This is a genomic window from Zavarzinella sp., assembly GCA_041399155.1.
Lineage (GTDB): Bacteria > Planctomycetota > Planctomycetia > Gemmatales > Gemmataceae > JAWKTI01.
Window position 1 is genome coordinate 97,990 of sequence record JAWKTI010000006.1, and the last position, 20,917, is coordinate 118,906.

At 49.7% G+C, this 20,917-nt stretch carries 17 protein-coding genes; 8 read left to right on the forward strand and 9 right to left on the reverse strand.

The genetic code is table 11. The features are described 5' to 3' along the window. Positions 1-49 precede the first annotated feature (49 nt). Positions 50-334, forward strand: a complete 285-nt coding sequence (locus R3B84_22520) for a hypothetical protein (protein ID MEZ6143352.1) — start codon at positions 50-52, stop codon at positions 332-334. Positions 335-886: 552 nt separating this feature from the next. Here R3B84_22520 and R3B84_22525 read toward each other — a convergent pair. Next, the gene (locus R3B84_22525; protein MEZ6143353.1) at positions 887-1,042 is read right to left on the reverse strand and encodes a hypothetical protein; all 156 of its coding nucleotides are present in this window, start codon (positions 1,040-1,042) and stop codon (positions 887-889) included. 559 nt (positions 1,043-1,601) lie between these two features. Between R3B84_22525 and R3B84_22530 the strand changes: the two genes are divergently transcribed. The 6 genes from R3B84_22530 (at position 1,602) to R3B84_22555 (ending at position 9,729) form a co-directional block, all read left to right on the forward strand. Continuing rightward, positions 1,602-2,267 (forward strand): TetR/AcrR family transcriptional regulator, encoded by a 666-nt coding sequence (locus R3B84_22530; GenBank protein MEZ6143354.1) that lies wholly within the window; start codon positions 1,602-1,604, stop codon positions 2,265-2,267. 2 nt (positions 2,268-2,269) lie between these two features. Further along, positions 2,270-3,583, forward strand: a complete 1,314-nt coding sequence (locus tag R3B84_22535) for an efflux RND transporter periplasmic adaptor subunit (GenBank protein MEZ6143355.1) — start codon at positions 2,270-2,272, stop codon at positions 3,581-3,583. 56 nt (positions 3,584-3,639) lie between these two features. Then, on the forward strand, positions 3,640-4,362 hold the full coding sequence (locus R3B84_22540) for an ABC transporter ATP-binding protein (protein ID MEZ6143356.1): 723 nt from the start codon (positions 3,640-3,642) through the stop codon (positions 4,360-4,362). 63 nt (positions 4,363-4,425) lie between these two features. After that, complete coding sequence (locus tag R3B84_22545) at positions 4,426-6,489, forward strand: ABC transporter permease (protein ID MEZ6143357.1); 2,064 nt, start codon at positions 4,426-4,428, stop codon at positions 6,487-6,489. Positions 6,490-6,500: 11 nt separating this feature from the next. Continuing rightward, positions 6,501-8,327 carry an ABC transporter permease gene (locus R3B84_22550; protein MEZ6143358.1) on the forward strand — a complete coding sequence of 609 codons (1,827 nt, stop codon included), beginning with the start codon at positions 6,501-6,503 and terminating at the stop codon, positions 8,325-8,327. A 109-nt stretch (positions 8,328-8,436) separates the two neighbouring features. Beyond that, positions 8,437-9,729: an NADH-quinone oxidoreductase subunit D gene (locus tag R3B84_22555; protein MEZ6143359.1), complete on the forward strand. Its 1,293-nt coding sequence runs from the start codon at positions 8,437-8,439 to the stop codon at positions 9,727-9,729. A gap of 189 nt (positions 9,730-9,918) precedes the next feature. Here the strand turns inward: R3B84_22555 and R3B84_22560 are convergent, their stop codons facing one another. The 4 genes from R3B84_22560 to R3B84_22575 all read right to left on the reverse strand — a co-directional run bounded on the left by R3B84_22560 (position 9,919) and on the right by R3B84_22575 (position 16,888). After that, on the reverse strand, positions 9,919-10,968 hold the full coding sequence (locus R3B84_22560) for a linear amide C-N hydrolase (protein MEZ6143360.1): 1,050 nt from the start codon (positions 10,966-10,968) through the stop codon (positions 9,919-9,921). A gap of 82 nt (positions 10,969-11,050) precedes the next feature. Then, positions 11,051-12,331, reverse strand: coding sequence for a hypothetical protein (locus tag R3B84_22565; GenBank protein MEZ6143361.1), 1,281 nt, complete (start codon positions 12,329-12,331; stop codon positions 11,051-11,053). Positions 12,332-12,360: 29 nt separating this feature from the next. Further along, positions 12,361-13,311, reverse strand: coding sequence for an SgcJ/EcaC family oxidoreductase (locus R3B84_22570; GenBank protein MEZ6143362.1), 951 nt, complete (start codon positions 13,309-13,311; stop codon positions 12,361-12,363). Positions 13,312-13,582: 271 nt separating this feature from the next. Beyond that, the gene (locus R3B84_22575) at positions 13,583-16,888 is read right to left on the reverse strand and encodes a S41 family peptidase (GenBank protein ID MEZ6143363.1); all 3,306 of its coding nucleotides are present in this window, start codon (positions 16,886-16,888) and stop codon (positions 13,583-13,585) included. A gap of 203 nt (positions 16,889-17,091) precedes the next feature. Here R3B84_22575 and R3B84_22580 point away from each other — a divergent pair, with 203 nt between their 5' ends. After that, on the forward strand, positions 17,092-17,592 hold the full coding sequence (locus R3B84_22580; GenBank protein ID MEZ6143364.1) for an SRPBCC family protein: 501 nt from the start codon (positions 17,092-17,094) through the stop codon (positions 17,590-17,592). A gap of 53 nt (positions 17,593-17,645) precedes the next feature. Here the strand turns inward: R3B84_22580 and R3B84_22585 are convergent, their stop codons facing one another. From R3B84_22585 to R3B84_22600, 4 genes are all read right to left on the reverse strand, one after another. Further along, positions 17,646-18,305, reverse strand: coding sequence for an SMI1/KNR4 family protein (locus tag R3B84_22585; GenBank protein MEZ6143365.1), 660 nt, complete (start codon positions 18,303-18,305; stop codon positions 17,646-17,648). Positions 18,306-18,584: 279 nt separating this feature from the next. Further along, a complete protein-coding gene (locus R3B84_22590; GenBank protein ID MEZ6143366.1) occupies positions 18,585-18,956 on the reverse strand; it encodes a hypothetical protein in 372 nt (123 codons plus the stop codon). Between the two features lie 1,076 nt (positions 18,957-20,032). Then, positions 20,033-20,509 carry a polymorphic toxin-type HINT domain-containing protein gene (locus R3B84_22595; protein ID MEZ6143367.1) on the reverse strand — a complete coding sequence of 159 codons (477 nt, stop codon included), beginning with the start codon at positions 20,507-20,509 and terminating at the stop codon, positions 20,033-20,035. A gap of 54 nt (positions 20,510-20,563) precedes the next feature. Beyond that, positions 20,564-20,740, reverse strand: coding sequence for a hypothetical protein (locus R3B84_22600; GenBank protein ID MEZ6143368.1), 177 nt, complete (start codon positions 20,738-20,740; stop codon positions 20,564-20,566). Positions 20,741-20,917: the final 177 nt, after the last annotated feature.

Genomic DNA, 20,917 nt, shown 5'->3' on the forward strand with positions numbered 1-20,917 from the left:
AATCCTTCGTCGAATGGCTGCCGCTGTAATGCAGTTGATACGGAATAACGTGAGCGTGGAATGGCAATCCGCTTATTTGGATGTTCGAGGCTCGACAGATGGCACTTCGCAGTCGATGAAAATCCGAGCAGTTCTATCAACCGGCGAAGTTGTTTCAGTGAAAACAAACAGCCTGATCGAGAAGATTGTGGGTGAAGTTTGGAGAATCAAAGATGAGGTGTTTTCTCCACAATGGTTTGGGCTGCGTCTTGACTTGAGTAGTAATGGCGAATGCGATGCGAAGTATAATTATGATCCGCAGTGCGATGAAGATGACTCGTTCTACGATGAATAATCGTCCAATGCTAAACATAGTCGCCGCTGTTGCTCCAGACCAACTGTGCCGCTGTCAGCCCCTTGCACGCTCAGCATTACCGGCTCGTTGCAGGGCATCACCTCAGTATCAGAACAACTTCCTATCAAGTTCTTGAAAGAGAAGTCAGTCTGCCGATTACTGCAAGTCAATTCGCAGAGGCTGAACCGCGTTCTATGTCAGCATCAAGTGCGAACCAGACCTTGCCGAACTCCTCTTCAAACTCTTCTCTGTCCATGAATTTAGAGGAATTTGTAGTCGGTGAATTGGTTCTATCTCGCGATGAATACAACTCAACAGCACCAATTGAAGCGAAGGTTGTCGAAGAAGTATTTGTAAGACTGCGCCGATTCTTAGTATTCACGTTCGTGGCCAGGTAATTAATACCACTGGGAACACCCATTCTATGTGGAGAATAAGGGCTGGATCGATGCACAGGATTTGATCCCCGGCGACCGCTTCCTGTCGCACGATGATCGATGGATATCCATAGAGGAAATCTTTGATACAGGCGAATGGGAAACCGTCTATAATTTAAGAATCGCCGACCACCACACCTACTTCGTCGCCTGCGAGAGGTGGGGCTTCAGCGCCTGGTCGCACAACAGGTGTACGCCTGAGGCCCATGTTAAGTTTTACCAGAAACTGGCTGAACGGGGCTGATGCCACAGCCTTTCGAAGGGGTGTCATCGAAAAGGTTTTCGGTGACGTGGCTCCTACGATCAGGTGATGCTTACTTTGAACATCTTGGAGTCGACACGAATCACCCTGTCGATCTTCTTCACTTCGCCGTTAGTACGTAGTCTAAAAAGCGCCAATTCTTCGAAGCGGGAACCGATGGAGATGACCTAACGCGACATTCAGTCATTCGCATCTTGCGACAAGCGTCATTCCCGCGCGTCAGGAATCCGAGTTTCACACGAAAACGATGTTGCCTGCCAACTCAGCACGGTGGGTCCTATTACACGACTAATGAATAGTTGATTGATAATTTAATGAAATTTTACTCACTGAAGTCGATCAGGCAAGAAGCAAAAGGTGAGGGTTTTCTCATCTTCATGCCGGGGTGGGAATATTTTGGCTGAAACTGTGAAAAAATGATGCTCGAACAGACACTTTTCCCCACCACGCTGGGTAAGATTGGTTATAACGGTTAAAGTCGGGTGCATTTTATCTGTTTTAACATAATCCCCGTTGACATCATTAGACCGATCAGTCTAAATTACCATATCTCGTGGAATTTTCCGTAATGAGTGTCGCAACCCAAACTCGTGCCCAAAATACTGAAGTTGCTCGCGCACGCCGGGAGCAGATCATTGAAGCTGCCGTGGCAATCATTACTGCCCAGGGGCTGCACAGCCTGTCGCTTTCCAAAATTGAAGCCCAGACCGGCATGAAACGTGGGCAACTGACCTACTATTACGCCACCAAAGAAGAAATTCTGCTGGCAGTGTTTGACCGGATGTTATTGCTGGTGCACCAGCAACTGACCAGCCCACAACAGCCTGATGAACGACGTGGGATTCCCCCGATGGCGGACTTCATGCAGCAGTTACTGCAACTGATTCTCCAGCCAGGCGACTTGAACAAAGAATTTCACACGTTGCAGTATACGTTTTTGGCGCAAATCGCTTTTCGCGAAGACTTTCGGGCAAAATTAGCGGATGTCTATGGCGAATGGCGGAATACGATGGGTGCCCACTGGCATGTGACGATGCCGGATGAAGGGCTGAAACAGCGTTATTCTGGCCGCACGGTGGCATCGTTTCTGCAGGCACTGCTGCACGGGCTGACGTTGCAGTTAGCCGCCGATCCCAACGCATTTGACCGCCAGGAAATGTTGAAATTGTGCATTGAAAGTCTGATTCCGTTGATTCCGAAGTTGGCAGAACACGCCTCCCCGGTGGGAGAATAAACATGAATGATCAATCAAACCACGATTCTAATGGCAATGGCAGCCACGCCACATTGGTCAATCGTTTGAAGGAACTGAATCTGACGGATCGGGTGGACAAGACAGGAACTTCGCGCGGAACTGCGTGGCTCCCATGGCTGCTGTGCATCATGCTGGGGATTGGCTGGTCGACCTTTGCGATCAAGTCGTTTCGCCCACCGGATGATGGCAAGAAACCGCTGGCCAAGATGAAAGGTGGCCCACCTTCAGCACAGGGAACAACACCCACCACCGAACCGAAAAAAGCAGATGAATTGCTGCTGGAAGTAAAAGGATACTTGATTCCCACCAAACAGATTTCAGTCAGCCCGATTGACGTGGCTGGGCGGGTGAAGGAACTGTTTATTGAAGAAGGGAAACGGTTTTCCAAGAATGCCATTTTGGCCACCATTGAAAGCACCCCCTATCAGGCACAGCATGCTGAAGCGGTGGCAAATGTCGCAGCAGCGGAAGCTCGCTACCAGGAACTTGTTTCGGGCAGCAGACCAGAAGAATTGGACCAGGCCAAAGCAGAACTGGAAGATGCCATGGCCACTCTGGATCAGTTTAAACTGGAATGGGATCGCTTGAAAAAACAGAACTCCGGCGGCTTCATTTCCCAGCGGGAATACGAACAGGCAGAAGCGAACTATCTCACCAGCATCAAACGGGTAGATGCTCGGCAGAAAGCGTTCAAATTACTGGAACTTGGCCCACGTCAGGAGCGGCTGGACGCAGCCAAGGCAGAATTGGATTCTGCAAAGGCCCGGCTGGCACAATCCCAGTGGCGTATCGATAACTGCACCATCCGCTCTCCGGTGGCAGGTATTATCCTGACCAAATCGGCTGAAGTGGGCAGTCTGGTGAATCCGGTGGTCGGTGGGGTTTCCACAAGTCTTTGTAATATTGCTGACTTACGCAAAATTGAAGTGGATCTGGAAGTTCAGGAGCGAAATATCAGTTCGATCGAAGACGACCTTGCCTGCAAGATACGTGCTGACGCCTGGCCAGACCGTGTTTACGAAGGCTATGTCGAACGGATTATGCCGATCGCCAACCGCGCCAAAAGCGTGGTACCGGTGCGTGTGAAAGTGGTGATCCCACCCACAGAGATTCAGGGGAGTTACCTGAAGCCGGAAATGAGCGTGACCGTGCAGTTCTACAACCGCAAAGTGACCGAAGAATACAAGAAGAAGGTGCTGGCAGACGAAGAGCTGGATATTATTCCGGATATTTCGCAGGAAACACCACCAAAAACCAAACCAGAACCAAAGAAAAATTTCCCCAAAGGCTCTTAAGGGATTCTTTAGTACCGAAATAACGATCATCCTGATTCACAAACTGTAGTTCACTTATGGCACTTGCAAAAGAACCGCTGGTTGAAGTGGTTGACCTTTACAAACGATTCACTCGTGGCTCCGAACAGATTCGTGTGCTGGAACAATTGTCCCTGACCGTACCTCGGGGCGAGTTTCTGGCACTGATGGGCCCGTCTGGCTCTGGAAAAACCACCCTGCTCAACCTGATTGCTGGCCTGGATACCCCATCCGGTGGCAATATCTATGTGGGTGGGGAACACATTTCGGCAATGAGTGAAAGTGAACTGGCTCGCTGGCGAACTCGCAGTGTCGGTTTTATCTTTCAGTTCTACTACCTGTTACCCGTGCTGACTGCTTACGAAAATGTGGAATTGCCACTGCTGTTACTCCCACTGACGAAAGCCCAGCGACACAAGCAGGTCACCAATGCACTGGATCTGGTGGGACTGGCACAGCGGATGGACCACCGCCCAGGAATGTTGTCTGGCGGGCAGCAACAGCGGGTGGGGATTGCCCGTGCAATTGTTACCGACCCTTCTCTGATTGTGGCCGATGAACCAACCGGTGACCTTGATTCCAAGTCTGCCGATGAAATCCTGAATCTGATGAATGTTCTTTGCCAGGATCTGAACAAAACGATCATCATGGTGACTCACGACCCGCACGCCGCTGATCGCGCAATGCGAACACTGCACCTGGATAAAGGGCGATTGGTGATTGATGACACCCGCACCGCAGAACTGGCGAAGAGGCAATAACCGTGCAGCGATTGGACAATACTCTGTTTTTCCATCTGATGATGCGGCTGAGGTAACCACCCAATGAATTCCTACATTCCGGATTTTGTGCTGTACGAAGCGACGGGGCAGGTTACCAAGCTGATGTTGACCTTCACGCTGGTCGCGTTTATCGTTGCTTTGTTAACTTTGCCAATCTTTCTGATCAAACTGGCGTTTTTGCGAAGCTGGTTCTGGGCTGCGGAAGCCAGGCGGGAAGGGAAAATTCGCGCCCACATCATTTATGTGTTGTTTCCCATCTTCAGTCTGGCAGCCACCATTATTTCGCTGGGTTATTTTGGTGGGTTCGATATTTTTCAAAAACGCCCCTACGGCACCAAAGGTTCCATTCAGCGGACAATTGAAGCAAAGTATAACGACAAAACTCGTGGTGTGCTGGAAAAGATGGTGCCACGCTTCCCGGATCAATACCAGATCGACTGGTCGACAACACCGGACCTGGCGCGGGGATTGATTGCCCAGGAAGATCTTGCCCCACCTTCAAAGAAGCTGGATTACGAAACTGGTCCCTTTGGTGAGACAGAAGAAGCGAAGAAAGTGCGGGAAGAAAATCTCGTTGTTTACAACCAGCGGGTGGCAGCATTCAACGAACGGGTGGCGGGTGTGATTGCCCAGTCTTTGAAAGGTCCGCTGACGGAAAGCCCCTCCGCAATCAACAAGGAACCACTGGACCGTGAGGAACAGAAGCGGATTCGGCAGATTGTTCAGGATGCCGTGCAGGCTTCGTTCCAGAAGCAACAGCAATTCATCGGCATGATCCGTGGGATTCTGATGCTGTTGTTGCTACTGGCAGGTCCTATCCCGCTGGGAGCGATTATCGTTGCCGTTTTTGCCCGCAAAAGCATGAATCTGATCCTACGCAGTTTAACAAGAAGTTTTCTCCGTACCTGCCTGACCTATCTGGCAATCTTTGTGCTGGTTTGGATTTTGCTGGGTGTCTGGAGCGTGCTGGACTTCTTAAGTGCTCTGACCGTGGAAAAAGATTCCAACTTAAAAGCACTGGTGACCGAAAAATATCAGATTCCCAGTCAGATGAAGCCCAGCACATTGGACAATGTGAAAAAGCTGATTGCGGAACTCCCACCTGATTTGCAGCCGGAAAACATTGAAGATAACATCATGACCTGGGCATTTGTGGGTGGGACACTCGATCCGAAAAAAATGTCCCCACAGAATTCGCTCTTTTTCTTTGCTACCGAACCAAGCAAAGTGCTGAAAATGTTCCCTGGCATTGAAGATCTGTCGGAAGAGTATCGCAAGCGGCTGGAAATTGCCGCTATTGAAATGGAAAAGAACCCGCGTGCGGTAGTGATTGGCCAGGGGAAACTAGCCCAACTTGGTAAGCGGGTTGGTGATCGAATTAAAGTAACCAGTTTGAACTACAAGGGCATTGAATTCGATTTTGAAATTATCGAAGAATTTCCAAGTGGCACCCGCTGGGAGCAAAGTGCGGTGATGAACCGCCGGTATTTGGATAATGCCCTAGATAGTTATCAGGGAACGAATGGCTCTTACCACCCACTGCATGATAAGTGCATGAACCTGATCTGGATTCGGCTGCCGAACAAGCAGGCGTTTGAAACGCTTTCAGCCCAGGTGAATAATCCGGCGAACTTCAGCCAGCCTGTGAAAATGGAAATTGAATCATCCGCGTATGCCAGTTTCCTTTCGCCATTCAAAACGCTGGTATTCTTTATGCGGTGGGCACTGGCACCGGGCTTGCTGGTGATTATGACGCTGATTATTTCGCTGGTCGTCAGTATTGGCGTGCGGGAACGCCGCACCGAACTGGCAGTGCTGAAAGTACTTGGCTTCCGGCCATGGATGGTGATGATGCTGGTATTTGGTGAGTCGCTGTTGATTGGCTTAATGAGTTCCTTCATTGCCACCGCACTTGCTTTTGCTATTATCAACGCCCGGGGTGGCATCCCACTGCCAATTGCTTTTTTTGGTAAGTTCTTCATTCCAGAAAATGCCCTCTGGTGGGGACCTGCCGTGGGGCTGGGGGCCGCAGTGATCGGCACCATTCTGCCTGCAATTAATGTTTATTACATCAAAGTGACCAACGTATTCAGCCGAATTGCCTGATGAGTATTCCCATGTCTGCCGAGAACAATGATACTTCCCCCGCACCCAATCTTGCTGGTCAGGCACTTGCGGGCATGTTGCCATCCCGCCTTACTCGTGGGGTGCCTATTGCCGCCTGGCTGTGGGGGCCGAATTCGTTTTTACGCACGATTCTGTCATTACTGCCCTACACTATTATCCTGTGTATCTCCCTGCTGCCGCTCAGTTGGCTGGTGATCACACTGCCGTTTTTCTTCTCCCAGGAAAACATTCTCAAGGATGTGCAATCAAAACCAGCCAATTGGTTGCAGGGCCTGCCACGACGCTTGTTTGCGTTTTTCAGTGGGCTTGCCCTGTTGTTTGCCTTGCTGGCATTGACGGTGCAGCTTGTGACGATGGTTGGGCTGCAGAATGACATTTTTGGCAAAATTGCCACCGACCTGTTACCGGAAGGAATTGTCAAACGCTTGCCCAAAGCCTTGATCAGTGGGTGGCCGTTCGTTTTACTGATCATGTATCTGACCGACCTGGTGCTGCTCTACTTCATCGGCCGTGTCCCACTGCAATACAATCTGCGAAACTTAAAAGTACGGTGGATCAGCACCATCATGACCGCCAGTGCCTTTGCCGTGGTGGTGATTCTGGTCAGTATTATGATGGCATTTATTGACAGCGTCAACAACCTGACTAAGCAAAGTGGCATCCCAGGCAATGTGTTTGTGTTGTCGGAAGGGTCTACCGATGAACTGTTCAGTTCTCTTGGTTATGGTTCGATGGATAAGATCGAACTGGAAAAAGCAACGGAAGATGTTCGCTACGATCCGATTACCCCACTGAAAAATCCGATCACGCCTAAGAAGGCAATGATCAATGGCAAAATGATGCCACTGGTCAGTAAAGAAACCTACTTTGTCGTGAACCAGGAAAACCCCAGAGATAAGAGCAAACGCCGTTTCGTTCAGTTGCGTGGGATCGATAACGGCCTGATTGCTGGTCAGGTTCACAACATTGAATTGATTGACGGTGAATGGTTTGACGATAAGGGCAGCATTCAATTGCCTGATGGCTCCACCGCAGTACCGTGCGTGATCGGTGAGGGTGCAGCAGTGGCTTACGCCGAAGATTTTGGTGTCGATCAATTCGGTGTCAACGACCGCTTTCAGTTGGGTGACCTCAACATGGTGGTGGTGGGGGTAATGAAGTCCGAAGGCTCTACCTTTGGCTCCGAAACCTGGGCCAATCAGAAGCGGGTAGGCAAGCAATTCGGCAAAGAAGCATCCACGACCGTCGTCATCCGCGTTTCCGATGATACCCAGGAAGGAGCCGAGATATTCGCTGCCCACCTGACCAGAAACTTTACCGATCCCAAACTGCGTGCGGTATCTGAAATTCGCTACTACGAAGACCTTGGCAAATCGAATGCCCAGCTGATTTACATGGTGAATATTCTGGGTATCATTATGGGTCTTGGTGGGGTCATCGGTATTATGCTGGTGATGTTTGCCACCATTTCCCAACGCACCAAGGATATTGGTGTGATGCGGGTCATTGGTTTCAAACGTGTGCAGATCTTTGTTTCGTTTTTGCTGGAATCGCTCTGCATCGCACTCGTCGGTGCAGTGATGGCCATTATTCTGCTGAAACTGGGCGAAGCAGCATTCAACATTCTTGGCGATGGTATCCCGATTTCCAGCAATATTTCCAGTGGTCAGGGTGGGAAAAGCGTTGTCACCAAACTGGCTTTTGGTCGAGATGTCCTGGTCATTGGTTTGCTCAGTGCTCTGGTGATGGGTCGCCTGGGCGGGATCATCCCGAGTATCAGTGGCATGCGGAAACCTATTCTGGATGCGTTGCGATAAGATTCGTGCCGGCATTGCATTGCACTTGCCCACTGAAAATGAGTTTTTTCCTGCCTGCTTTTCATAAAATTCCATCGAAGTGCCTCGCTGATATCCAGGTTGGTGAATAATGTCGGCCGAAACAGAATCAACACTCATCGAATTTGATGTTCGCACCGATGAAATGCTGGTGAACATGGGGCCGCAACATCCCAGCACGCACGGGGTGCTCCGCCTGGTGCTGCGAACAGACGGCGAAGTCATTTCCGAAGTCACCCCACACCTGGGCTATCTGCATCGCTGTGCGGAGAAAATCGGCGAAAATCTGACACCGATCCAGTTCATTCCTTACACCGACCGAATGGATTATCTGGCGGGAATGAACATGAACCTGGGCTATTCGCTGGCCATCGAAAAACTATGTGGCATGCAGATTCCCACCAAAGCACAATTGATTCGCGTGATCATCTGTGAATTGAACCGGATTGCCAGCCACCTGGTTGGGATGGGTGCCTACGGCCTCGACCTGGGGTCTTTCAGCCCGTTTCTCTATGCGTTCCGCGAGCGGGAACATATCCTCGATCTGTTCGAAGATGTCTGTGGGGCCCGCCTGACATACAGCTACTTAACCATTGGTGGGGCCCACGATGATTTGCCCGCGGGCTGGACGGCACGGGTCACCAGCTTTCTGGAATATTTTCAGCCACGGATTGCCGAATATCATGCCCTCCTGACGAACAACCACATCTTTGTGAAACGCACTGCCAACGTGGGGGTGCTGTCGCGTGATCGTGCGATTGCCTATGGCTGCACCGGGCCAATGCTGCGTGCATCGTTGAACCGCAACGATGGCGACCCACATTGGGATCTGCGGAAGACTGAACCGTACAGTATGTATGATTCGTTTGACTTCGATGTCCCACTGCCTCCGTTTGCAGAAGCACCACCCGAAGCGGTGATTGGTGATTGCTGGCACCGGTTTTATGTGCGAATGCGGGAGGTGGTCGAAAGCATCCGCATATTGCAGCAGGCAATACCGAAGTACGATCAACTGCAGCAGGAATGGCTCACCATTCAGGCTCAATCGCAGCAGGCAATGCAGACTGCCACCGCCGAGGAGCAGAAGGCAGAAGCAAAACGGCTGGCAGAATTAGCAAAAACAACCTACTCTCACCGAATCGAACCAGCACGCACGATACCAGCGGGAGAAGTCTACGTCGAAACCGAATGCCCACGTGGGCAGATGGGCTTTTACGTGGTTGCCCGCCCCAATCCGGAAAACGTCCCACTCCGCGTGCGTGCTCGTTCCAGTTGTTTTTCCAATCTGTCGGTGCTGAACGAAATCTGCCGTGGCTGTCTGATTGCGGATGTTTCTGCGATCGTGGGCAGCATCGACATTGTCATGGGCGAGATCGACCGTTAGGCATTCATTCGCTCGCACCGTCCTAAATATATATCCTTTTGCCCCACCCGAATGATCAAGTTTTTGGGCAAAAATAGCAAAATGGTGGAAAAAAGCGGACTTTGGCGGATAGTTGATATGTCAGCTATTTTGTTTGTAAGCAGAATTGAGGTAGTGTCCGTAATCGAGTAAATCTAGAATTGATGCTCGTTACTTGCTTTCTAACGTGGGGGCAAGAAATGGAAACGGCTTTGACTCTTTGAATTCTGCTGAAACTTCACCACTTAACTTGTAGTTTTCAATCACCGTCAGTTTTTTCACTGGTGCATCTTCAGCAAAGTTCAGTTTCTTCAGATCAATCCAGAATACCTGTGGGCTGAAAACACTATCGTAATAAAGCACCCCATTTGTGAGATCACCCACCGTACGCCAGATCGTGGTTGAAACATTCGGGCGTTCCGGATCGGCAATCCCGAACGGTGCGGAAACATTCCGCATCACGCTCATCATGGCAGCAATTGCTTCCCGATCGCTTTTCGGTTTTGGCAGATTTTTGCTGTAATATGCCGCACGAACAAATCGATCTGCCGGTTCGTGGGTGCCGGGCAAACGCTTTTCTCCACCAAAGCCACGGTATTGTTTCAGATTTTCCAACTGCTTATCGAATGTGGGTTGATTGGTCATCACCACAAAATCCCGACTGTGGTAGATTTTCAGCTCCCCGTCAATGCATTCCATGATTGCCGAATCGCCAGTGGCGTCATTCATCGCGATATGAACTGTCGCTGCTTTACTACTGGATGGTTCAACAGCCATTAACAATTGATACGGCTCTTTTTGAAACGCATCCACCGCTTCTTTCACTGTAGCAAAGTTATCCAGGTAGTATTGTGGCCAGATACTGATAGATAGGCCGGGGATTTTGTCGTTACGTGGGCCAGGTTTGGTTTCCGGCAGGTAAAGCATGTGCACCGCCAGACCTTTTTCGTTCATCCCATCGGCAGTGCCCGTATCGTAGGCGGTAATTGCCACGCTGCCGTATTTGCTGGTCCACTTCAACGGATTAGTGGGCGACAATCCATCTCGTTTCATCCCACGTGGGAATAACCAGATGTTACTTTTGATATCCTCAAACCAATCCATGTTCCGCCCGAAAATGACCGAATGGCCATTATCGTTCCACAAGACGCGGGAACAGGGAACTACCGGAGCAGCAACAATCAGCACCAGAAAACCAGCGATCATACCATGGAAATTCATGAGAGAGCCTTCATCAGATAGGTGGTCTATTCTATCTTAGTTGAAAGTTGCCTGAATGGTCAAAGTACAGATCATCGCAGCATTACTTCTGGTTCGATTCGCCTTCCGTGGGTTCTTCCAGGCGAACCAGAACCATTTGTTGGGTGCTTTCCTTTCCAAAGTGGATTAATACAGCCGATTCATCTTCAGAAAAATTGGAAAAGCCTGTTTCAAAGACAATATCTTTCTTGTTATTGATCGACCAGGCAGCACGCTGGGTCTTCTTATCGATGGAACCAGCCACGGGTAACGTGCTGTCCGCCACTGCATCGTAGTAGTTGCCTTTAATGATGCCCGCTCGGTTGACTGCCAGTTGAAAAATCCGTTGAGCAGTTTTTTCTTCACCTTGAATCAATCCAAAGACACCGAGAGGCTGAAATTCATCATCTTGAGCAATTTTCGCATCTTGTCCGGTACTAGCTAACTTCTCTGCCTGTTCGGCATACTCTTCTGTAGTTGCCACTTTCTCCCCATTTACCCAGACGCTGCCACTATCGATGATCACCGTGCTGCCATAGTTGTAAACAATTGGCTGGGTGTTGGCGAGGCCGATAAACGCTGCAGTTGTTACCCATGGTACTGGCCGCCAATAGTTGTAACCTGCCACCCAGCGGGGTGCTACCCATGCTGTTCGGTGGGCAGTATACCATGTCGGGGTAAAGTAGCCGTAGCGTGTGCTGCGAACGGTGGTTCCTGTTGTTCGCATGTAATTGTGGCTGTAATAAGTAGTGCGATGGCCAACGGTTCCGACCCGTGCTCCACCTGGCCCTACTGCCACACCGGCCCGATTTGTCACGGAAGCGCCACCAAAAGGGGTGGCAACTGTTGATCGCGTTGCACTGCCAGCTCGAACACCCCCATACGGCCCGACAGCCACGCCACTTCGATTGGTAACTGTGGATCGGCCAACGGGTGTGCGTACCGAAGACCCGGATACTCCTCCAACTCGCACGCCCCCGGCAGGCCCAACGCGGGCACCACTGGCACCTCCACGGGTAACGCTGTTTCCGCCTGGACCAGTCACACGAACGGCACCAGCACTACCGGTTTTCACCCCACCAAGCGGGCCACGGGAAACGCCACGACCAGCAGCGTGTTGAACAGTGACACCACCGGGAGTTCGTAATGTGTTGGTTTTTACCGCACCCCGCTGAACTCCACCAAATGGTCCTGTGGAGACCCCGCGGGCAGCCGTACCAGTGCGTATTCCAGCCGGGCTGACTCTCGCCCCACGCACCGCAACACCACGGCCAAATGCCATTACTGGCAGTGCCGTCACCACAGTTACGAGACCAACCAATGCTATTTTGATTGTAAAACGCATATTTTGCTCCTTTACAGTTGTGGGTGTGGTTATTTCGTGACTCTGGTTACTTTGACCGGTGGTAGTGCCTCTACAGCAACTCCATCAATTTCTCGATCCGTTGTCTGCCAGGTAAAGGCATCTTTACCGATGGGTACAATCACACTGATGGCATACACTTCCGAACCATCTGGCAGCAAGCCAGTGGACTCGCAGACCCAGCGGTTTTCATCGCGAACCCACAGTCCGTCATTGGTTGTGCCAGAACTGTCAAACATCCACGAACGGATACCACCCGTGGGATTGGTACCCAGGACTTGTGTGCCGGAACCGATTTCGTTTCCATCTTTCGAAGTAAGGGTATATTTGCCGGTAATAAACACTTTGTTCTTGTCCCACGCATACACAATTTTCAGATCAGCATCTTCGCCGGAAGAAGTCCATTCACCCACCAACCAATCGAGATTGCGGGTAGTAACATCAATCGCTGGATCTGTTGCCCATTCGCTGATCGAAGCTGCCAGCCATTTACCATTTTCCAGCACATGCAGTGCACTGTAACGTGATTCGGAAGCAACTTCATCTTCAGGCATCTTGAAAGAAATTAAGCCCTGGGCATTCGCTAGTCCACGGGAAAGAACTCGAACTGATTCGATTTTGATCTCGATCACTGCTTTCGGGTGGTTTTTCAGATATTTTTCCAGGCTTTCAGCAATTTTCTCGCGACCTTGCAAAGTCAGATCATCAACACCAACGTATTCGCCGTCTTTGGTAAATAATTCCGCTGCCGCTTTGGCATCTCCAGCATTGAATGCCTTCACATATTCGGCAGTGATCGCTTTAATTCCCGCTTCGACATTCGTGATTTTGGCGGGCTGTTCTTCAGGCTTCGTTTGATTGGGTTGAGGCTGTGCCTGAAGAATCGGTTCTTGTTTGATGAGCCATGCCGCAACTGCGCCGGCAAGGAACATTGCTGCCAGCAAAATTCTTGTGCTTTTCATAGTGATGTCACTCAGAGGAGAAAGGAACTGGAATCAAGTTCCAGTGCACTAAAGTTAGCTGAAGGAAAGGCAAACGTTGCATCCCACCCGTCATTCGGTGGTATCATCAGCTTCAACGCTATTGTACTGTGGGATCGATTACCGCAATATCTGACCAACAAGGAAGTTTTGTGAAATTTTTCTCATTAAATTTGAAAAATCTGTTTTCCAATGGCACCAATGATACTGGGCGGTAACGTAAAAAGCTTTACATGCGACACCAAAAAATGTGCTATTTTTTCGCAGGAAAATCTGGTCTGCTGGTGGCTTTGATTGGCTTCGGCAGTGGGTGAGATTTCCATTCTTTCACATCGGCCAGCAGTTCTTTCACTGCTGCTTCCACCTGACGGTCTTTGCCTGTAGTCATGTCTCCCGGTTGTGGCCAGACAATCACATCCGGTACGGCACCGTGCAATTCCATGTCTTCGCCGGATTCAATTAAGTACCAGCCACGGAAAGGCATCCGCAGGAAGCCCACGTCCATGATGGTGGTGCCACCGGTGCTGATTACCCCACCTGCAGTGGGCACACCAACAACCTTACCTCGTTTCAGCGTTTTAATGGCGTGGCTGAAAATTTCCGCATTACTGAAACTGTTCTGGTTGCAGAGTACCACAATCGGTTTGTGCCACGTAGCAAACACCGTGCGGTCCTGTGGGTAACCAGGTGTATTTCCCCCACGTGGGATGGTGTAGGCGTGTCGTGGCTGCGTGAGTGCGGTCAGCAGCAAGTCGGCAGTGCTGCCACCCCCGTTTTCACGCACATCGATCACCAGGCCGTCTTTCCCCGCCCCCGCGTGGTACAAATCTTCCTGAAATTGAGAAAAACTGCTGAAATTCATCGCCTGAATGTGCAGGTAGCCGCACGTGCCCTTGGAAAGTTCTTCCACCTTTTTGCGGGTTTCACTGATCCAGTGGGGGTACAGTTGAAATCGTACAGAACTGGGGCTGTTCCCAAAAATCTTCACCGTGCGTCTTTTCTCATCTTTTCCTAATATTTCCAGCGTGAACTCATGTTTTGGTGGTACGTTCAGGTAAATGGTGTGGTTGAGTTTGGGATCAATTTTATTGCCATCAATTTCCAGAATCACATCACCAACAAATAACTGACTCTTCGTTTCTGCTGCGGTCGTATTCGGAATCACTGTCTTCACTTTCCAGCCCGGCCCTGCGTACGTGGGGTCAAAAATTACCCCCAGGTGGGCCGTGGTTTCATCCCACGTGGCAGAACTTTCTTCGCTGGCTCCACGTCCGCCTCGACCAGAACCTCGACCGCCAGTGTAAGTAAAGCCCAGGTGGGAGCCATTCAGTTCACCCAGCATCATGCTGACAACGGTGGAAAGTGTTTCCGGATAAGGAGTTGCGGCAAATGGGCGATACTTTTCCCGCACCGCATCCCATTTGCGATTGCCCAGGTTGCCATCGTACCAATTGTCCCGCATGCGCTTCCAGGCCATATCGAAAGCTGCCTGATGTTTTTTAGCCAGGTCCGTCTTGTGGTAACAGGAAAAACTATAGGTCGTGGTGGTTGGTGTGACACCGCCACGTTCCCGCAATGAACCCGGTTTGCCAGCAGAAAGGTAGGTTAACAGGCCATTTTTTAACCAGCGTTGCCCACTGATTGGGGTGGAAGTCAGTAATTTCGGCTTCAGGCTGGAGGGAAACTCCACCGTGTATATCCCACGCACGTCGCTGACAGTGGCATTGAACGCCAGACGTTTGGAATCGGGCGACCAGAACAGCCCACCTTCAGAGCTGTTTTGAATGGTAATTCGTTGCAGGCGATCGTGGAGACCATCAAAGTCGATTTCCACCAGGTTATCATTTTTTTTCGGTGCGTCTGGTTCGTCTTTTTTCTCTTTTGGCTGTTCTTCTTTCGGCTTGCCCTGGCTGGGGAACTTTTTCAGCGCTTTTTCCAATGCCAGATCACGTTCTGATTGGTCGGCATCCGCTTTCTTCAACCAGACATAGAAAATATCCACATTATCTTTGGTGTCCCGCTGGCCAGTAAAAGCAATCATTTTGCCATCGGGCGACCAGACCGGGGAATATTCATTAAAGGGGTGGCTGGAAATATTAACTTTTTTGTCTCCATCCACTTCATGAATCCAGATATCGCTGTTAAAGTCGGAATCCGAAATCGCGTAAACCAGCCATTTTCCATCTGGCGACCAGTCGTAGGACGGATCATTCCACGATTCTAGGATACAACGTTGTTTTTTACCATCGAAATCGCACAGATACAGATCCCCACGGGTGCGGACAAAGCTCAGTTCGTTGGTTTTGGGTCGCAACTGTAAGTTGGTCTTATCCTCACCATCATTCGTAATGGCCACCTGTGGGAATTCCTGATTCAAAAACCATGGTTCTTTGGCCGATTTCCGTTCTGCTTTCCAGATTTCCGTTTTCCCACCACGATCGCTGACGAAAAACAGAAACTTACCATCGTCGGAAAACAGAATGGAACGCTCTTCTTCCGGTGTATTCGTAACCTGGCGTGGTTCCTTCAGTTCGGTATCCATCACCCATACATCGCCACCGGCAAGAAAGGCGATTTCCAGCCCATCGGAAGTAAACGCAACCTGGGTGGCAGAACTGAGCACCTGTTTCAGCTCGTCGCGGGCACTGAAATCCTCATCGTGGGACAAGGAAATTTTCTGCGGCTTTTCGGATTTCCCAGGCAGCATGACATACAAATCAACCAGATTCCGGAAAACAATCGTCGATCCGTCACGGGAAATGGCAGGCATCACCACGGAATCATCCGCAAACTTGGTTAGCTGAGTCATTTTGCCCGCTGCCGTGCGTTCCCAGAGGTTAAAACATCCGCCTTGCCCACTGCAGTAGTAGATGGTGCCATCATTGCCAAACATCGGGAAGCGTGCGTCCCAGTCGCCCAGTTTTAATTGTTCAAACTGTTTCGTGGCAAGGTCGTACTGCCAAACCTGACTGCTTTGACTGCCGGTGTATCCTTTTCGCCACCACGATGGTCCTTCGCGAGTGAACAGCAGCTTGTTTCCTGCCTGATTCAACGCACCCTCAGCGCCGTAGTCGTCGAAAATCATTTCATCTGCGAGGCGCTTCGACATTTCCTGCCAGTCAAAAACCTTTTGCAGTCGTTGGCCATTTCGTCTGCTCCAGCCGTTGTCACGCACCGTTGTTACCAGCCAGCCTTTACCATCAGGCAGCCAATCACACAATTGAAAGCCGTTGGTATCAAAGGTTTTCTGAGTAACAGGCCCACCCGTGGCGGGGATGGTAAAAATCTGCGTTCCGGTCGCACGTCGGCTGGTGAAGGCAATCGTTTTTCCGTCTGGCGAAAACTTCGGCGTAGTATCAGCATCATTAGAAAATGTTAATCTTTTTGCGGTCCCACCGGAACTGGGTGCCACCCAGATGCTGCCGGCCCAGTCGAAGGCCAGCGTTTTCCCATCGGGGGAAAGTGCCGGGTTATTGGGTAGAATGATGGGTGTTGCTGCCTCCACCGATGTGGTGCAGAAGATCAGCGAACAACTGACAATCAACGCAGATAATTTCACGCGTAACTCCTTGATGGGGATGAACTTCCGGTAGATTTGTTCTAGACGTTCTTCTGGGCGATGCTACTAAAAATATTTTTGTTTCCAGTTCGATTTTGTAACGGACATTTCACTTCTATTGCACCACTGATAGGATTGCGGGAGAGAAATAAACCATTTCTCCTGCTGAAACTTGTACGGAAATCCGGTAAAGGAATGAACTCATGAGTGTTCCATATGTTTTGAACCCTGAACTCGACCTGGTTCTGGAGCGGGTCGTTGATGTGCCTCAAGAGCAAATTTGGGCAGCATGGACAATCGCCGAACACCTGAAAGCCTGGTTCTGCCCACGCCCGTGGTCGCTTGCAGCGTGCGAAATCAATCTCATTGCTGGCGGTGCGTTCAATACCACGATGCGTTCGCCAGAAGGAGAGGAATTTCCCTGCGATGGGTGCTATCTGGAAGTAATACCACCCCACCGGCTGGTTTTTACATCGGTATTGAAGGAAGGATTTCGCCCTGTCCCACAGAGCGAACTGCCGTTTACCGCGATTATTGAACTGGAATCGGTGCCAGGTGGGACAAAATATACTGCCCGGGCGATGCACGCCACCGCAGAAGGTTGCCAGCAGCACGTGGCGATGGGCTTTCATGAGGGGTGGAATGCTGCTTTGGATCAGTTGGTGGAATATGCGAAGGCAACCTGGCCAGCATCTACCATCTGATGCGGCACGGTGACGCGAAACAACGGAAATGCGATTCTTGAAGCCATTGTGTATTAAACAATGAGTGGACTACGCAGCCATGACATGTACCAATCGGAAAACGTCATTTGCTTTGAGTCAGACCTGAGGGGAGAAATACCTAGATCGTCTACTCGCTCGTCAGCCCACACAAAGCCCTTTTGCGGCCCGTTGATGACCAACCAATGACGAATCGCACAGCCCAGGTGGCAGATTGGAATTGCCCCATTCATGATCTTTGGATTCCAATAATGCTCGTTAAGTTCTTTGTCCCATTCCTCCATCATGCGGTCTTCTTCTTCAATTGGAGTGGAAGGACCGGGATCAGGCAATTTTGCCCAAAATGAAGTGGGAAGATTCCATTCCATTTGATGTTGAAACTCGGCGGACAAGTCGCCTACCAAATACCCGCCTTCCCATGATTGAAAATCGCGGAAGTCGTCATGCTCACCGAATCGAAATACACCGTAATAGGGCCCCGCCCCACCGTTGCCGATTTCGGTGATGAACTCACGATAATCCTCTGGTAGCTTCACGCCGTACTTCGCTTCAAATTCCTGTATTTGTTGGATGGGAAGCGGCGGATTCAATTCGTACCGATGCACTGTAGAACCGAAGACCTTAAAACCCGGATCTTTGCACTTAAGATCAGCAAGCATGCAGGTTACGGTCGACTTATCGAATGGTGTAGCCATGGTTATCGCCTGTCTAGTTCGCGATTGAGCAGAGTCGCGGAGTTGATGAGGAAGCGATTCCTGCTCCAATCGCTCACTTCAGCCGCCTGCGGGCGTCACCATAGTATATCCTCAATCGCTGCTAACGTTAAGCCAGCCTAACGACCAGTATTACCCGGTTGCCAAGCGCCAACTTGGGAGAATTGTTTGGTTCGTCGGCCTTCTCTCATCACGGCATTGGGGGTAAAAATCTTGCCGACTGTATGCGATCATCGCCGAACGGGAGTAGATTGTTGCAGGCTAAGTTGTTCCAGAACTGGATTCATGCCTGGCGAGATCTCTACCCAGATAATCAATGAACATTTTGCCGTAGTACTCGCATCCTTTCGAGGTGGTGTCTACCTGGTGCTCATAGATATTCCTGATTTCAACACGTACTCCCGTCAGCAACCGCGCGTAATGCTCTTGAAGCATCAACCATCCTGCTTCCATGCCGCGCAAGAGATCCGGAAACCATCTCACTGTGACCGAATCTGCGTTTGAAGAAGTGGTAATATGAATGCCTTCAACTTCTGGTGCTGGAATTGCTGCGTAATCAAACATGCACCAGAAGCCGCGTCCACCGAAGTTGATATGCATACGATATCGACCGGTGTACGCTTCACTAATCATGTATCGTACCACCGATACTACCTCCGCTTCGCACCAAGCATATTGGACTGGCCGGGCAGACGACTAAAATTAAGCACAACAGTACTTAACAATTTTGATCCGTAACCTGAATAGGTGATTGCCATATTGTTGTGCTGAAACAAGTCTTCTGTGATGAAAATTGTTTCTCACCTCTTCAAGTTGTTAATAGTGGGCTTGTAGAAATTGCAGGTTCAATGGATGGAATCTGCTTCTTCCTCTTCAGCTTCTTCTTACATTTTGTAGCCCTACAGTCCAAAGATAAACAAGTTGTCAAAGATCCAGTTAATAGCATGAAATTATTTCCACTAATATATAATATATCCTCGAGCTGCTTCTTTTGAGCAATTTTTTTCTCGCCGGGACGATTTTTGGCGAAAAATGGCTGTCGCAACTGCTTATTCAGTAATAATTTGCATCGAATCAAACTGTTTTGTGAATTTTTACAAAATTGATATCACCCCTCTGGGTAGATTTGCCTTGAACGTGTTCTTTCGGGTGGGGAATTTGATTTTTTCGGGTGCGTCTCTTCGATCTCCAGGTTGTAGAAGGGTAGTTCTGACTGTAACCCCAGGATTTCGCAGGCAACTAATCACCTATCGTGCATGACAAGAAAATCTCCCTGATGCAGAAGCACTGCAGGAACGTAAACTTGAATCATCTATTGATCCAGTACAGCAGCAAGGCTAGTGAAGTCATAAGCAAACTAGTTATATGAATTATCCAAAAGCGATAGAAACTGTGAGTGTTTGAACGAAAAAATATTAAGAGAATTCTATCTCCAAATATGTATACAGCAATACCAGTAAAAAACAGTACTAATATGTATAGCACTATGCCACCTAATTTATTACTTTGAATACTTCCATAATTCGTAAGCAAGCAGCGAACTACCAACAATTAACGTTCCGTAGAATGAAAATTTTATTGTTTGGCCGCCAGGTGGAAGTGCTGGATCGAAGATTTTGCCATTGCTACCAATATTGCGTCGCTGAATATCATTAAATGGAGTTCTCATGCGAATGGTACTTTTTGCCCAGATACTCCACACTTCACTATTAGTTCCTTGGAATTTTCCAACATCTTGTGTAATAAGTTGTTTTCCGTTGTAGGAGTATTGCATCCATCGGCCCAAGAGGATTCAATGCAGATGCAGAACGGTTAAGCGATAATTGCCCATATATTCGCATTGCCCAACTTGCATTCGGATTCACTTCCTTAATAAACTTACCATTTTCATATCTAATTCTAGTACCGTCAGGTCTATTATGCCAATTGCCATCTATATATTTTGCATTATGCGCCCAGTCGCTGAAGCCCCAGGTGGGGTCGCCGACGAAGTAGGTGTGGTAGTCGCTGATGCAGAAGTTGTAAACCGTTTCGACTTCGCCACTGTCGGCCACGCCTTCGAGAGGCAGATACTGATCCTCCGACTGGAGCAGGTCGCCGGGCTGCAGTAACTTCGCGGGCACCCACCCCTGATCTTTCACATAAAACGGATGCTCCGCCGTGGTGCGGATGATCTGACCACGCATGTGCACGTTGACAATCGGCGCCAGTCTGACGAAGACTTCTTCACTCGCTTTTGCTTAAATGCTACCTTTCGGATCGTGTTCGTCTTGCGAAAGCTGCAGATCGCCAAGAGCAATCACATCCGCTCTCATGCTGCCAGTAGGCGTCCGCAAAGGCGTATCGCCCGCGAAGCAGGTGTTCGCACACGCGGCGTTCAGCGAGTCGCCTACTGATTCGCAAGTAAGTAAAACCATTCAACTCAATCTTGCGGAACTGCAATAACTTCAGAAAAATCGCTATAAATAAGCAATTATTATTCATTCGACACCTGTTCACTAATGGCTTAACTTACCTGCGAATCAGTAGGGCGGTGGTGCAAATTGCCAAAGAACATTTTTTAATTTGATTGCAAGAATTCCAACTAAACCAAA

What these genes read in the sequence shown, in the direction of transcription:
- R3B84_22585 (MEZ6143365.1), bottom strand. Translation starts at nt 18,305, where the DNA reads ATGGCTACACCATTCGATAAGTCGACCGTAACCTGCATGCTTGCTGAT.
- R3B84_22565 (MEZ6143361.1), bottom strand. Translation starts at nt 12,331, where the DNA reads ATGCGTTTTACAATCAAAATAGCATTGGTTGGTCTCGTAACTGTGGTG.
- R3B84_22570 (MEZ6143362.1), bottom strand. Translation starts at nt 13,311, where the DNA reads ATGAAAAGCACAAGAATTTTGCTGGCAGCAATGTTCCTTGCCGGCGCA.
- R3B84_22560 (MEZ6143360.1), bottom strand. Translation starts at nt 10,968, where the DNA reads ATGAATTTCCATGGTATGATCGCTGGTTTTCTGGTGCTGATTGTTGCT.
- R3B84_22540 (MEZ6143356.1), top strand. Translation starts at nt 3,640, where the DNA reads ATGGCACTTGCAAAAGAACCGCTGGTTGAAGTGGTTGACCTTTACAAA.
- R3B84_22545 (MEZ6143357.1), top strand. Translation starts at nt 4,426, where the DNA reads ATGAATTCCTACATTCCGGATTTTGTGCTGTACGAAGCGACGGGGCAG.
- R3B84_22590 (MEZ6143366.1), bottom strand. Translation starts at nt 18,956, where the DNA reads ATGATTAGTGAAGCGTACACCGGTCGATATCGTATGCATATCAACTTC.
- R3B84_22555 (MEZ6143359.1), top strand. Translation starts at nt 8,437, where the DNA reads ATGTCGGCCGAAACAGAATCAACACTCATCGAATTTGATGTTCGCACC.
- R3B84_22600 (MEZ6143368.1), bottom strand. Translation starts at nt 20,740, where the DNA reads ATGGTTTTACTTACTTGCGAATCAGTAGGCGACTCGCTGAACGCCGCG.
- R3B84_22525 (MEZ6143353.1), bottom strand. Translation starts at nt 1,042, where the DNA reads ATGACACCCCTTCGAAAGGCTGTGGCATCAGCCCCGTTCAGCCAGTTT.
- R3B84_22535 (MEZ6143355.1), top strand. Translation starts at nt 2,270, where the DNA reads ATGAATGATCAATCAAACCACGATTCTAATGGCAATGGCAGCCACGCC.
- R3B84_22580 (MEZ6143364.1), top strand. Translation starts at nt 17,092, where the DNA reads ATGAGTGTTCCATATGTTTTGAACCCTGAACTCGACCTGGTTCTGGAG.
- R3B84_22530 (MEZ6143354.1), top strand. Translation starts at nt 1,602, where the DNA reads ATGAGTGTCGCAACCCAAACTCGTGCCCAAAATACTGAAGTTGCTCGC.
- R3B84_22550 (MEZ6143358.1), top strand. Translation starts at nt 6,501, where the DNA reads ATGTCTGCCGAGAACAATGATACTTCCCCCGCACCCAATCTTGCTGGT.
- R3B84_22595 (MEZ6143367.1), bottom strand. Translation starts at nt 20,509, where the DNA reads ATGCGTGGTCAGATCATCCGCACCACGGCGGAGCATCCGTTTTATGTG.